Here is a 12,322-nt window from a genome sequence, read left to right on the forward strand (position 1 = left end):
GTTGGGTTGTTGAAATGCGCAGTCGCGGCTCTTGATATCGTGCCAATTCTGCGCGTGGTCGTGTTAAACGGAAGGAGGGTGAATCCGTTTCAATTTTTTGTGAAGGAATTTTTCGGCGGTGAATTTCTGTAATGAGTACAGCTCACAGCAGCCGGGCCGCGGCTTCCGCCAGGGCGCTGCGCTCCCCTTTCACCAGCGGAACGTGCGCCGCAAAGGTCTGCCCGCGCATGCGCTGCCGGGTGTAAACCAGTCCGTTGCTGCGGCTGTCCACATAAGGATTGTCGATCTGCGCCGGGTCTCCCACGAGCACCAGCTTGGACCCGCGGGACATGCGGGTGACGATGGTCTTGGCTTCCAGCGGCGTGAGCTGCTGCGCCTCGTCCAGCACGAAAAAGCGGTCCGGAATGCTGCGTCCGCGGATGTAGCACAGGGCCTCCACCTCGATGACCCCCTGCTGAATGAGAGGATCATACGGCGCGGCGGGGGCTGCGATCTGCTGCTGCGGCTCCGGCATGAAGCGGTTCTTTTTGCGCGCCGGCCCCTGCTGCGTGCCCTCCATGGGCCGCATGAGGAGATCCAGCGCGTCATACACCGGCTGCAGCCAGGGGCGCATCTTTTCCTGCAAGGATCCGGGGAGGAAGCCCACGGTCTGTCCCATGGCCACGATGGGGCGGCTGACCGTCAGCCCGTGGTAGGTGCGGTTGAACACCTGCTGCAGCGCTGCCGCGACGGCCAGCAGAGTCTTGCCGGTGCCGGCCTGTCCGTAGCAGGTCACAAGGCTGATGTCAGGATCCAGCAGTGCATCCAGGAAGCAGGCCTGGCCGAGGTTCATCGGCTTGATCGCGCGGCCCTGGCCCACCTTGATGGACTCGGGGGTGTGGAGCAGGCGCACAAATTCGCCATTCGTGCTCAGCTTCGCGGGCATCGTGGCTTTGTCTCCGGCGCAGAGCAGAGCGTAGTCGTTCACCACCATTCCCACGGTGCGGGTTTCGGGCAGGGCAAGCCGTCCGCTGCTGGCAAAGCGCTGCAGCTCATGCTGGCTGATCTCCACCCGGGCGATGTCAAAATTTGCCACTTCGCGCGGCTCCACTTTATCGTGCAGATAGTCCTCGCACTCGATGCCCACGGCGCGTGCCTTCAGCTGCATGTTGAGGTCCTTGCTGACGAGGATCACGGGCGGAGACACCTGCTCGCTCAGCCACAGGGTGCAGGCCAGGATGCGGTGGTCCGCCTTGTCCAGGTCATGAAAAATGCGCTCAAAGCTCTGCACGCTGGCGTGCTTCCGGGCCTCCACGGGATCATACACCGCCACGCGGATGCTGCCTCCGCCGTCCGTGGGCACGCCGCTGGTCACTGAGGCGCCCTTGTTGGTGAAGATTTTCATCAGCGCCCGGTGCACTTCGCGGGCGTTGGAGCCGCGCTCCGTCATCTCATTCTTAAAGCGGTCCAGCTCGCTGAGCACATCTACGGGGATGCAGATGTGGTGCTCCGCGAAGCGGTGGATGCACGCGGGATCGTGCAGCAGCACGTTGGTGTCGAGAACGAACGTTTTGGTGGCCGTGGGGGTGCCAGTGCGTCGGCGTCGGGAGGAGGAAGGGGAGGCAGAGTTCACAGAAACAGGCCCAGAATCGGCAGTGCGGGTGGAAATGACAGGGGAGATTACCGATGCTGGGTGGTCGTCACGGTCCATGATAGTTTAGTGGGTGTAGTGGTTGCCTGCGTTGAATAAGGCGGGGTCAGCTTTTCTTTGGCACTGGGTGATGCCAAGCATACCGAACCCGAAATGTGATTATTTGTATGAATCACGGTAATTGTTGGAGAGTGTCAGAACGTGGAGTGGCTGGCAAGAACTTATTCACATTGGTGAAGGTTATTCACAGTCATTCGAACGAGGAGACACCCTCGGTCGTAACGCATGGCTCAGGCCAAGAGTGGAACCAACTTCAGGAATGTGCCGAAAACGGCACCTCAAAGTACTCCAGCGCCCACTCCCGCATGTAGCGCACCTGTGTCGGCACGAAGCGATAGATGATCAGCTCCGGATTGTCGATGCTGCCGAGATAGGCCCGGAGCAGGGGATTCGCCGCCCAGATTTCCTCAAGCAGCGGGCGCTCCGTGAGCACCTCAGCACTGGCAGTGATGCGAACCTGATTGTCCTGATCATCCTTGTAGCACAGCTCCGCTTTGGGATTGGCCGCAAGCTCATGGGTCTTGCCGTAGCGGCGCAGATTGGCCACATACACAATGAAGCCATCCGTGCGCACGGGCGACACAGGGCGCAGCCGCGGCTGATCTACGTCCACCGTGGCCAGCATGGGGAATTTCGCCGCGCGCATGGTGGCCTGGGCGAGCTGCGGGAGTTCAGCGGGATCTACTGGCTGGGGCTGGGGACGTGACATGATTCGTCAAGATACGCCACGAGCGGGTGCTGTCCAATTTGCGACCATCTTTGGAGTTCCCAATCTACGGCGTCCTGCTAGGGTGCGCGCCATTCTCCCGATGAAAAATCTTCCCACTGCTTTTCAACGCCAGGTGCTTTGGACTGCCATCACTGCCTTGTCGATCACCGTCATCGGGGTGCTGGCCATCTGGCTGATCAATCAGGCGACTCAGGTCCTGGCCTTTCTGCAGCCCATTTTGGTGCCGTTTGCCGTGGCTGGTGTGCTGGCCTACCTGCTGGAGCCGGGTGTGGACTGGCTGGAGCGGCGCGGGCTGAACCGCCAGCGCTCAGTGCTGCTGGCCTTTGCGGTCTTCACTCTGGCGATCGGCGGTCTGGGGTGGTGGATCGTGGTGAAGCTCGGGGATCCCACGAGGCATCTGGCCGAGCGCGTCCCGGTCTATTACTCCAAGGCGCAGAAGGCGGTTCTCGATTTCTCCGAGAAGATTGAAAAGGAGTATAACATCAAGCTGCTGCCCGCCGTGGAAGCCACGGGAAATGCTCCCGCTGCTCCAAGTGGGGATGCCAAGGCGTCTCCCGCCAAGGCGGCCAAGGACAGCGCTGAAAATGCCGCTCCACCGACTGATGTTCGGGCTCCTGCCGCAGCAGCGGCCAACGCCCAGAACGGCGGCGGAAATGCGACTACTACCACACCCTCTGCGCCTGCCACCGAGGCGGCCAAGACCAAAGACGGCGCCATGACGGACAATGATTTTGACATTCAGACCCTGCTCCGTGGCGACTGGGTGAAGACAAACCTGCCCAAATTGCCGGGCTATGTCTGGGGCTTTCTGCGGACGAGCGTGGGTGGATTCCTCGGCGTCTTCGGCTTCATGCTCTCCTTCATCATCGTGCCGCTCTACCTCTACTATTTCCTCATTGAGAGCGCCAAGATTCAGGCGCGCTGGTCGGACTACCTGCCGCTGCGGGCTTCCGCTTTTAAAGATGAGTTGGTGAGCTGTCTCAATGAAATCAACAGCTACCTCGTGGCCTTCTTCCGCGGCCAGCTTTTTGTGAGTGTGATCAATGGCATCGCCACGGGCATCGGGCTCATGATTGTGGGCCTGGACTTTGGCCTGCTCATCGGCCTGGCCTTGTGTTTGATGGGGATCATTCCCTATCTCGGCATCGCTCTGTGCTGGATTCCGGCGGTGATCATTGCCTCCGTGCAGGGTGGCAGTGCGCTGGTCCCCGGAGATCCGTGGTGGGCCATGCCACTGGTGGTCACAGGGGTGTTTGCCCTGGTGCAGCAAATCGATGCCCTATTCATCACGCCGCGCATCGTGGGAGAGGCCGTGGGCCTGCACCCCATGACAGTGATCGTTTCGGTGTTTGTGTGGGGTCTCCTGCTGGGCGGCCTGCTCGGTGCCATCCTGGCGGTGCCGCTCACTGCTTCCGTCAAGGTTCTCTTCCAGCGCTACGTATGGCGTGCGCGGATCGCGCCGCAGACAGTGGGTGGCTCCAGACGTGGGGAAGAGGCTGCTGCGGCGATATGAGCGGAGTGAGAGATTGACACAAGCGCGAGGCTGCGTCGTTAGTCGCGCATGAAGAATGTTGTGCTGGTTTTTCTCGGGGGCGGTCTCGGGTCCGTGCTGCGCTACGCCACCGTCATCGGCATGGCTCGGCTGCTTCCCAAATCCTATTTTCCCTGGGGAGTCTTCACCGCCAACATTCTCGGCAGCTTCGTCATCGGCTTTCTCTTTGCCCTGCCTGCCATGAAGGACAAAGGCAGCGGCCCCTGGCTGTTTGCCGCCACGGGTGTGCTGGGCGGCTACACGACTTTTTCCACCTTCGCGAACGACTCATGGCTCCTGCTGCTCAATCAGCACTCCTGGCTGGCGCTGCTCAATGCCGTGGGCAGTATCGTTCTCGGCATCACCGCCGCCGCTCTCGGATGGTGGGCAGGCAGCAGGATGGCTTGACGGGCAGACCCATGCATCGTGTGCACGGCTGAGCGAATCAAGCCTCGGTCTGAGGCTCGGCGGCTCCCGCTCCAGCTTCCGCGTCTTCTTCGCGCGCGGAGCCCACTTTGAGGGAGATCTTGATCCCGTGCTTGGCGGCCGCTGTATTGAGCAAGGAGCGGATCGCACTGATCGTCATGCCATTCTTGCCAATGACATGGCGCACATCTTCCGGTGCCAGCTGCACACGGTAGGCGACGGCACCATTGACGTTGGTTCCAATGGCAATCGTCGCCTGCTGCGGGTGGTCGATCAAATTCGCCACCACATAGGAAAGGAACTCGCGGAGGGCTTCCGGCGCGTCCATGATTTTTTAGGCCGAGACTGCGGAAGCGGCGTGCTTGATGAGGCTCTTCACCGTGGGGGAGGGCTTGGCGCCCTGGGAGATCCAGGCATTGACGCGATCAAGCTTCACGGATGCACCTTTGACGCCCTTTTGAGGATCGTAGGTGCCAAGGATTTCGAGGAAGCGACCTTCCTTGGGGAAGCGCTGGTCAGCCGCAACGATACGGAAGACGGGGCGGCCTTTCTGGCCTTCTTGACGGAGACGGATGACAACTGCCATGATACGGGTACGGGGGGTGGGGTCAGGTTTTGGGGAGGCGCATGGTGGAGACTTTAAGAAGGAAATCAAACGGTTTTTCCCCCTCTTTCTCCATCGGGCTCAGGCCAGGACGGCTTTCAAGACATGCCCATGCACATCTGTGAGCCGTCTTTCGATGCCGTTATTATAGTAGCTCAGACGCTCGTGGTCGATGCCCAGCAGGTGTAAAATCGTGGCGTGCAGGTCGTAAATGGTGCTCACGTTCTCGGCGGCTTTGTAGCCAAATTCGTCCGTGGCACCGTAGGAAAAGCCCTTTTTCACCCCGGCCCCGGCCATCCACACCGTGAAGCCCTTGGGGTTGTGGTCGCGCCCATTAGCCCCTTTTTGGAAGGTGGGCATGCGCCCAAATTCCGTCACAAAGGCCACCAGGGTGTCCTGAAGCAGTCCGCGCGCTTTCAGGTCTTTCAGCAGTCCGGCCACCGGCTGGTCCAGGATCGGGCCGTGCACGGAATACTGCTTCTCGATCGTCTTGTGCCCGTCCCAGTTGCCCACGCCCTCGCCCATGGCGTAGGAGCCGTTGAAAAGCTGCACAAAGCGCACTCCGCGCTCGATGAGCCGCCGCGCCAGGAGGCAGTTTTTAGCAAAGCCGGCCTTTGTCTCGTTGCTGTCGTTCACGCCATAGAGGTCCAGCGTGGCCTTGCTCTCGCCGGATAGATTGCCCACCTCAGACGCCGCGATCTGCATGCGGGCGGCGAGTTCGTAGGAGGAGATGCGCGCCGCGAGGTCGCTGTCCGCCGGGTGCTCCTGCGCCTGGCGCTTGTTCAGCAAATTCACAAACGCACGCGTATCCCGGTCTGCGGCCTCGCTGACACTCGCCGGCCGGATCAGGTTCGGGATCGGCTTGCTGGCATTGAAAGCCGTGCCTTGAAACGCGGCGGGGAGGAAGCCGGAATTCCAATGCCGCGGCCCGATCTGCGGCACGCCGCGCGGATCCGGGATGGCCACAAAGGCGGGCATGTCATCGCACTCCGAGCCCAATGCATACGTGACCCACGAGCCGATGCCGGGAAAGCCATCAAGGATGAAGCCGGTGCTCATCTGGTTTTCCGCCGGGCCATGCGTGTTCGACTTTGCCGTCATCGAATGGATGAAGCACATCTCGTCTGCAAATTCGGCAATGTTCGGCACCAGATCGCTGATCATCTTGCCGCTCTGTCCGCGTGGTTTGAACTCCCAGATCGGCTTCACCAGATTTCCCTGCGCACCCTGGAAGGTGATGAGGTCCGCCGCGCCCGGCAGCGGCATGCCGTGGCGTTTCACCAGCTCCGGCTTGTAGTCAAACGTGTCCACATGGCTCAGCGCGCCCGAGCAAAAAATGACGAGCACGTTTTTGGCACGCGGCTCAAAGTGCGGCGGCCTGGGCGCATACGGATGCGCGGGATCAATGCGCGGACGGATCGGGTCATTCGCCAGCAGTCCCTTCTGCGCCAGCAATGAAGTCAGCGCAATGCTGCCCAATCCGCTGACACTTTGACCCAGGAAATTCCGACGTGAGAGAAGGTGGCTTTGCATAACGGTGTTCAATAAAGGGTCATAAATTCGCTCGTGTTCAGCAGCGCACGGCAGAACATCGCCAGCCCATGCTCGGAGATCAGCTCCACTGCGGCCGTCAGTTCCTCCGCCCGCGGCTCACGCTGGTAGGCCAGTGCAAAGGCTCGCTTCACCTGCGCATCCGCCGCTTTGCCCGCCTCCTTTTCCAGGCGTGCCGCCAGCAGTTCGCTCTGCTGCATGGCAAAGGAGCTGTTCAGGAAATTCAGCGCCTGCAGCGGTGTGGTGCTCGAAGTGCGTCTTGGTGCTATCTGCCCGGCATCCGGCACATCAAACGCGCCAAAGGTATCGTCCAGCTGCACGCGCGGCTTGCTCTGGTACACCATGCGCCGGAAGGTGTCCGGCCCAAACTCCTGCTTCGACTGGTACACCTTCACGTAGTTGTCATTCGGCACGAAAAGGTCAAAGCCCGGCCCGCCCATCGTGAGATCCAGCACACCGCTCACCATGAGAATCGTGTCGCGCAGCGGCTCCGCTTCGATGCGGCGTGTGGGAAAGCGCCACAGCAGCCGCGCTCCCGAATCTGCTTTCATGCCGGCTTCATTCGAGGCGCTCGACTGCCGGTAAGCAGCCGAGTTCATGATGAGCCGGTGCATCTCTTTCATGCTCCAGCCGTGCTGCATGAACTGCGCTGCCAGCCAGTCTAGCAGCTCCGGATGCGAAGGCTTGCCGCCGTTGTAGCCCAGATCGCTCGGCGTGTCGACGAGGCCTGCGCCAAAATGATAATGCCACAGGCGGTTCACTATCACGCGTGCGGTGAGCGGGTTCTGCGGGTCGCTCAGCCATTTGGCCAAAGCCACGCGCCGCTCGGCTTCCGGCGTGTCCTTGGCCAGATCCAGCTTCGAACCGATCTGCGTCAGCGCCCCTGGAGCTACCTCTTCCTGCGGCGTCATCGGGTCGCCGCGCTGCAGGCGGAACGTCGGTCCCGGCTGCTCAAATTTTCCGAGGTAAGCCATGGGGAAATTTGTCAGCTCCTTCAGTCTGCGCTGCAAGACAGCCCGCTCCTCGCTGTGCTTTTTCACCGTGGTCGCATCCTCTGCGGAAACGCCGCTCAGTGTCGGAATGTCGCGGATGCGATCGCGATACTCCACGCCCAGCCGGTCAGCGGATGAAGCCACGGCCTGCCATGTTTTTCCATCGAGTGAAGTCTCGATCACGTAGTCGGTGGGAAGGCGGTCTTGATAGACCTTGCCTTTCTTGCTGTCTCCGCGATCACGGCTCCATACCACACTGTTGATGCGCTCCTCGCGTGGAAACTCGATCTGCAGCCAGCCCTTACCCGCGTTCTTGGAGATCCAGCTTTTTGCATTGCCATACTGCCCGTCATTCGCATGCGCGATCTGGTGGATGGGATTTGACCCATCGCTGAATACATCCGAGGCCGTTACCTTGGCTCCATTTCTCGCCAGCGCCACATTGTGCGGCTTCGGGTTTGCGGAGAAGACTTCCAGTTCATCAATGCAGGGCTGGGCACCCGCCGCGGCACGGATGGTGAAGCGCACAAACTTCGCCTTCAGCGCATCAAAGCTTTCCTGATTGGCCAGATGCGTCACTGGCGCGCGCAGATGGGGCTGTGAGGATGGCTGGTTGCCATCCGCTTCTTCAAACAGCACCGCATCGGCCACCGTGGGGCCGCCGAGCCTGCCGCTGCGCAGGATGAGGATGGAGTCCTGCGTCAGCGCATGCGTGCCTGCAGACTTGAAGCCGCTCCAGCGCTTCTGCCCCGGGATGGCGCCGCTGCCATCGGCAAACTTGCTTTGATCCACAGTGGCGATCTCCTTCTGGTCTTTCGTGGTGTTCGCATCGCCATCCAGATCGAGGATGTAGCGTGCGTCCCTGGCATGCGTGGTCCACGCCGCCCAGGAGATCCACACGCGCTGCCTGCCGGTGACGCGCGGATTCCACGAAAAGAAGTCTTGTGGTTCAGCATCTTTCTCCGCCTTCCAGTAGCGGTAGCTTTCGCCCAGATTCGGCAGTCGCGTGGAATCACCGGGATCATTGGCCTGACCAAACTCTGTGCCCGGCGAGTATTCGATCGGCTTGCCATTCGTTGGCTGCTCGATCTGCACGCAGCCGATGGCATCCGGTTTCGTCGGCGGCGGCAGGTCATCATCCACCAGCACACGCCGGGTCAGCTGCGCACGTGGCTGGAAACGCGCCAGCGCCTCATCCAGTGCCGCGATCTCCTTTTTCAATCCGTCCGCCTGCTTCGTACGCTGCTCCGCATCGGCCGGCTTCAGTTCCCGCTCCGCATGCTGCACCCCTTCGAAAATGGCGCGTACACGGTAGTAGTCCGTCTGCGGGATGGGATCAAACTTATGGTCATGGCAGCGCGCACAGCCAATCGTCATGCCGAGGAAGGTGCTGCCCGTGGTGCTGACCAGATCGTGCATTTCATCCGCGCGCTGATTGGCCCGCAGCACCGGGTCCGCGCCCTTCACCTGATCCCACGCGCCCGCCACCAGGAAGCCCGTGGCTGCATCCGCGCCCAGTTGATCGCCCGCGATCTGCTCACGCACAAACTGGTCATACGGCTTGTCTGCATTGAAGGCCTGGATGACGTAATCGCGGTAGGGCCACGCAGTGGGCCGTGCGCGGTTCATTTCAAACCCATGGCTCTCCGCAAAGCGCACCACATCCAGCCAGTGCCGCGCCCAGCGCTCGCCATAGCGCGGCGATGCCAGCAGTCGATCAATCAGCCGTTGGGTGGCACCTGCTTGGTCCTGCGCGAATTCCTTCTCAAAAGCCGTCGCTTCTTCCGGCGTGGGCGGCAGGCCGATGAGATCAAAGCTCGCGCGTCGGATGAAGGTGCGCGCATCTGCCGCAGGATTCATCGTGAGGCTCTTTTCCTTCAGCTTGGCGTTGATAAAGCCATCGATGGAACCCTGCGCCGCAGGTTTCAGCGGCAGCAGCGACCAGTGCGTCACATCCCCCTTTGGCTTCTCCTTGAGAACAATTTCCGTAGGCCACGCCGCGCCCTGGTCAATCCAGCGTTTGATCAGGTCAGTTTCTGCTGCGGAAAGAGATGGTTTCTTCTTGGGCATCTCCGGCTTCGCACCTGCAGACTCGGGCACGATCATCGTGTAGAGCGCAGACTCGACCGCCTTGCCCGGCACGATGGCTGGACCATCATCACCGCCTTTGAGCACATCCGCCAGCGTGCTCATGTTCAGTCCGCCCTTGGTCGTCACGTCATTGTGGCACTCCACACAGTTCTTCACCAAGATCGGCGCGACCTGCTCATGAAACAGCTTCGCGTTTTCAGATTCCACCGCGAGCGCTCTGCTGCCGGCGATCAACAATAAGAGAAAGGGAAGGGGCTTCATGCTCAGGCGGCTTTCTTGGAGGATTTTTTCGGCAGGGCCAGATCGGTCTCGGCAGTGAGCAGGTGCTCGCGCATGGCTTTCGCGGCTGCGGCGGGGTCGCGTTTCTCGATGGCATTGAGCACCGCCGCATGCTGACGCACCGCATTGTCCGTGGAGGTGCGGCTGTAGCCATGCGTCAGGCTCGCCTGCATCAGTTCGGAAAGTGAATGCAGCAGCAGCGTGGCGATCTGATTGCCCGAAGCCGCCGCCAGCTCGCAATGAAACGCCATGTCCGCCTCCACCGCGGTGGAGAAGTCCGTGGTTGCTTCCAGCTCCTTCAAGGCTGCACGCAGCTTGCGAATCTGGGCCACCGTGGCGTTATCCGCCGCCAGTCGCGCATTTTCCGGCTCCAGCATGAAGCGCACCTGCACCAGCTGCCGCAGCCGCTCCGCTTCATCGGGAATCAGCAGCGCCAGGGAGCCATTCAGGGGCTTGTGCAGCTTGTCCACCACCTTGGTGCCCACGCCATGCTTTACCTCCAGCAGGCCTTGCAGTTCCAGCCGCTTCGTCGCCTCCCGCACCACCGGCCTGCTCACGCCCAGTTTCAGAGCCAGATCTCGTTCCGGCGGCAGCCAGCCATCGCCAGCACCTCCTCCGTCGCGGACTTCCGTGGCAATGCGTGCACACACCTCCTCCACGAGGCTGCGCTGAGGTTTGATGGATGAAAATGCCATGTGGTTAGAGGTCTTACCACTGGCAGTACGGACGCCATTCTGCGTTTTTATCGCACCGGGTGGAAAATAACGAAGCCCGAACTCATCGTTCGGGCTTCGGCATGATTTGCTGAGGTGCAGTGATATCAAATAGTCTGCGAAGAATACCCGCCATCCACCACCATCTCATGGCCGGTGATGAAGGAGCTGCCAGCACCTGCGAGCAGCAGCGCTGCGGCCACGAGTTCCTTGGCTTCGCCGAAACGGTTCATCGGCGTGTGGCCCATGATCTTGGCCACACGGTCAGGAGTCAGCACTTTCTTGTTCTGCTCGGCGGGGAAGAAGCCAGGGACGAGGGTGTTCACGCGGATGCCCAGGGGAGCCCACTCGCGGGCAAGGTTCTTGCTGAGGTTGTGCACCGCACCTTTGGACATGGAGTAGGTGAACACACGGCTCAGCGGCAGCAGTCCGGACATGGAGCCAAGATTGATGATGGAGGCCGGGACCTTGTTTTCCACGAAGTATTTGCCAAACACCTGGCAGGCCAGAAACACGCCCTTGGTGTTGATGTTCATGATCCGGTCATACTCCTCTTCAGAAATGTCGAGGAACGGCGTGGCCGAGTTCACGCCAGCACCATTGATCAAAATATCGCAGCCACCGGAGCGCTCCAGCACCTGGTCCAGCAGGATCTGCAGATCCGCTTTGCGGCTGGCGTCTGCGGAGAGGAAATAGGCTTTTCCTCCCGCGGCCTGGATGGTTTCCAGGCGTTTGTCTGCCTTGGACTGGTCGCGCCCCACGAGCACGACCTCCGCGCCTGCGGAAGCATAGCCTTCGGCGATCGCGCCACAGAGTTCGCCCGTGCCGCCGATAACAACAGCGGTTTTGCCTTGAAGAGAGAAGAGTTCGAAAATGGAGGTGGAGGACATGGTCAGGGGCGCACCTATGGCGTGTCATTCCGCCATCGCAAGCGGGCTGTCTCGCCACTTTCGTCATCTTGACACCCCGCCCGTGGTGCTCTCCGGTACACCCATGCCTTGGGGCCACATCCTGACCTTTCTCGCCGGTGCTCTCGTCGGCGCAGCCTCAATCGTGATCTGGAAGCTGCTGCGCTTCGCCGCCGACCTGCGTGCAGCCAGGCATGCTCTGGCCAGCTACGTCTATCCTGAGTGCGGTGTGGCTGATGAAAAAGCCCACGCCGCCGTGGAGGCCTGCAAAAACCGCCTGCGCTGGCAGAAAAACCTCAATCCCGAGTGGCTGCCGCCGCTGGTGGACGAGGTGCCAAAGCTGGTGCGCGAGATAGCGGCCATCTATCACCCTGGCAAAGCGGAGGCGCTGCTGGCCCCCGGCCTCAGCCAGTTCTCCCGAGCCGTCCACCTCGCCGCCATGGACGTGGCGGACTTTTTGCAGACTCGTTCCATTGGCCGCCTCGTAGATGTCAGCGCCAGTACCGCCCTGAAGACCTGGGAGATGACCCACAAGATCGCCACGCACGAGCGCATGCAAACCGCGAACAAGTGGTACAAGCGCCTGCTGCCCTACTGGCAGGTGCTGCGCTTCAAATCTCCCATCATGTGGGCCGGCATGGCCGTTTCAAACGTGGCTGCCCGCACCCTCCAGCCAGCGGTGGTCGACATCATCGCCAAACGGGCGATTGATCTTTACAGCGGACGGCTTGGAAAAAACTCCGGGGCATCGAGCACAGCCATCGTCCCCGTGGCGGAGCAGGAAACTCCTCCCGGGGCAATGTGATC

Annotated in this window: 11 protein-coding genes; 3 read left to right on the forward strand and 8 right to left on the reverse strand. The window is 61.1% G+C overall.

Features of this window, described 5'->3' with window-relative positions; genetic code table 11:
- Positions 1–142 precede the first annotated feature (142 nt).
- Positions 143–1,612 carry a PhoH family protein gene (locus tag ACILSR_RS22485; protein WP_395752048.1) on the reverse strand — a complete coding sequence of 490 codons (1,470 nt, stop codon included), beginning with the start codon at positions 1,610–1,612 and terminating at the stop codon, positions 143–145.
- 331 nt (positions 1,613–1,943) lie between these two features.
- Entirely contained in the window at positions 1,944–2,399 is a 456-nt protein-coding gene (locus tag ACILSR_RS22490; protein WP_395752049.1) for a pyridoxamine 5'-phosphate oxidase family protein, read from the reverse strand.
- 100 nt (positions 2,400–2,499) lie between these two features.
- Between ACILSR_RS22490 and ACILSR_RS22495 the strand changes: the two genes are divergently transcribed.
- Entirely contained in the window at positions 2,500–3,933 is a 1,434-nt protein-coding gene (locus tag ACILSR_RS22495; protein ID WP_395752050.1) for an AI-2E family transporter, read from the forward strand.
- A gap of 48 nt (positions 3,934–3,981) precedes the next feature.
- A complete protein-coding gene (gene crcB, locus ACILSR_RS22500; RefSeq protein WP_395752051.1) occupies positions 3,982–4,359 on the forward strand; it encodes a fluoride efflux transporter CrcB in 378 nt (125 codons plus the stop codon).
- Positions 4,360–4,396: 37 nt separating this feature from the next.
- On the opposite strand, the gene ACILSR_RS22505 is transcribed toward crcB, so the two are convergent.
- The 6 genes from ACILSR_RS22505 to ACILSR_RS22530 all read right to left on the reverse strand — a co-directional run bounded on the left by ACILSR_RS22505 (position 4,397) and on the right by ACILSR_RS22530 (position 11,497).
- Positions 4,397–4,705: a KH domain-containing protein gene (locus tag ACILSR_RS22505; protein ID WP_395752052.1), complete on the reverse strand. Its 309-nt coding sequence runs from the start codon at positions 4,703–4,705 to the stop codon at positions 4,397–4,399.
- A 6-nt stretch (positions 4,706–4,711) separates the two neighbouring features.
- Positions 4,712–4,963, reverse strand: coding sequence for a 30S ribosomal protein S16 (rpsP, locus tag ACILSR_RS22510; protein WP_395752053.1), 252 nt, complete (start codon positions 4,961–4,963; stop codon positions 4,712–4,714).
- Between the two features lie 99 nt (positions 4,964–5,062).
- On the reverse strand, positions 5,063–6,514 hold the full coding sequence (locus ACILSR_RS22515) for a DUF1501 domain-containing protein (RefSeq protein ID WP_395752054.1): 1,452 nt from the start codon (positions 6,512–6,514) through the stop codon (positions 5,063–5,065).
- Positions 6,515–6,522: 8 nt separating this feature from the next.
- Entirely contained in the window at positions 6,523–9,876 is a 3,354-nt protein-coding gene (locus ACILSR_RS22520) for a DUF1553 domain-containing protein (RefSeq protein WP_395752055.1), read from the reverse strand.
- A gap of 2 nt (positions 9,877–9,878) precedes the next feature.
- The gene (locus ACILSR_RS22525; protein WP_395752056.1) at positions 9,879–10,589 is read right to left on the reverse strand and encodes a FadR/GntR family transcriptional regulator; all 711 of its coding nucleotides are present in this window, start codon (positions 10,587–10,589) and stop codon (positions 9,879–9,881) included.
- A 125-nt stretch (positions 10,590–10,714) separates the two neighbouring features.
- Positions 10,715–11,497 carry an SDR family oxidoreductase gene (locus ACILSR_RS22530; RefSeq protein ID WP_395752057.1) on the reverse strand — a complete coding sequence of 261 codons (783 nt, stop codon included), beginning with the start codon at positions 11,495–11,497 and terminating at the stop codon, positions 10,715–10,717.
- 103 nt (positions 11,498–11,600) lie between these two features.
- On the opposite strand from ACILSR_RS22530, the gene ACILSR_RS22535 reads away from it, so the two are divergent.
- Positions 11,601–12,320 carry a hypothetical protein gene (locus ACILSR_RS22535; RefSeq protein ID WP_395752058.1) on the forward strand — a complete coding sequence of 240 codons (720 nt, stop codon included), beginning with the start codon at positions 11,601–11,603 and terminating at the stop codon, positions 12,318–12,320.
- Positions 12,321–12,322 lie beyond the last annotated feature (2 nt).

The sequence above is a fragment of the Prosthecobacter sp. genome (genome assembly GCF_044222565.1).
GTDB lineage: Bacteria > Verrucomicrobiota > Verrucomicrobiia > Verrucomicrobiales > Verrucomicrobiaceae > Prosthecobacter.

Bases quoted from the DNA above. Each gene is read 5' to 3' on its own strand.
- ACILSR_RS22495 (WP_395752050.1), top strand. From the start codon at position 2,500: ATGAAAAATCTTCCCACTGCTTTTCAACGCCAGGTGCTTTGGACTGCC.
- ACILSR_RS22530 (WP_395752057.1), bottom strand. From the start codon at position 11,497: ATGTCCTCCACCTCCATTTTCGAACTCTTCTCTCTTCAAGGCAAAACC.
- ACILSR_RS22490 (WP_395752049.1), bottom strand. From the start codon at position 2,399: ATGTCACGTCCCCAGCCCCAGCCAGTAGATCCCGCTGAACTCCCGCAG.
- ACILSR_RS22505 (WP_395752052.1), bottom strand. From the start codon at position 4,705: ATGGACGCGCCGGAAGCCCTCCGCGAGTTCCTTTCCTATGTGGTGGCG.
- ACILSR_RS22535 (WP_395752058.1), top strand. From the start codon at position 11,601: ATGCCTTGGGGCCACATCCTGACCTTTCTCGCCGGTGCTCTCGTCGGC.
- rpsP (WP_395752053.1), bottom strand. From the start codon at position 4,963: ATGGCAGTTGTCATCCGTCTCCGTCAAGAAGGCCAGAAAGGCCGCCCC.
- ACILSR_RS22525 (WP_395752056.1), bottom strand. From the start codon at position 10,589: ATGGCATTTTCATCCATCAAACCTCAGCGCAGCCTCGTGGAGGAGGTG.
- ACILSR_RS22515 (WP_395752054.1), bottom strand. From the start codon at position 6,514: ATGCAAAGCCACCTTCTCTCACGTCGGAATTTCCTGGGTCAAAGTGTC.
- crcB (WP_395752051.1), top strand. From the start codon at position 3,982: ATGAAGAATGTTGTGCTGGTTTTTCTCGGGGGCGGTCTCGGGTCCGTG.
- ACILSR_RS22520 (WP_395752055.1), bottom strand. From the start codon at position 9,876: ATGAAGCCCCTTCCCTTTCTCTTATTGTTGATCGCCGGCAGCAGAGCG.